Source organism: Ligilactobacillus salivarius DSM 20555 = ATCC 11741 (assembly GCF_001435955.1).
GTDB classification, from domain to species: domain Bacteria; phylum Bacillota; class Bacilli; order Lactobacillales; family Lactobacillaceae; genus Ligilactobacillus; species Ligilactobacillus salivarius.
On the sequence record NZ_AYYT01000062.1, the window covers coordinates 1 to 208 of the forward strand.

The 208-nt window shown below is 29.3% G+C and carries 1 pseudogene; it reads right to left on the reverse strand.

The window, feature by feature from the left end:
- A pseudogene (locus FC55_RS10000) lies at positions 1-206 on the reverse strand (RNA-guided endonuclease TnpB family protein); the annotation flags it as partial.
- Positions 207-208: the final 2 nt, after the last annotated feature.

Genomic DNA, 208 nt, shown 5'->3' on the forward strand with positions numbered 1-208 from the left:
GCTGAATTAATTTCTTTAGATTCAGCACGTAAATAGTGATACATCTCTTGGTTGAATTTTTTACGATTTACCTTACAATCATTATCAAAATACCACTGACTAACAAGGTTACATAAACGTTGATATTCCTTAGTTACAGCTTTAAATTGAGCAACTTGTTCTTGATTTGGATATAAACGTACTTTAGCTGTAATTACTGTTTTCATTT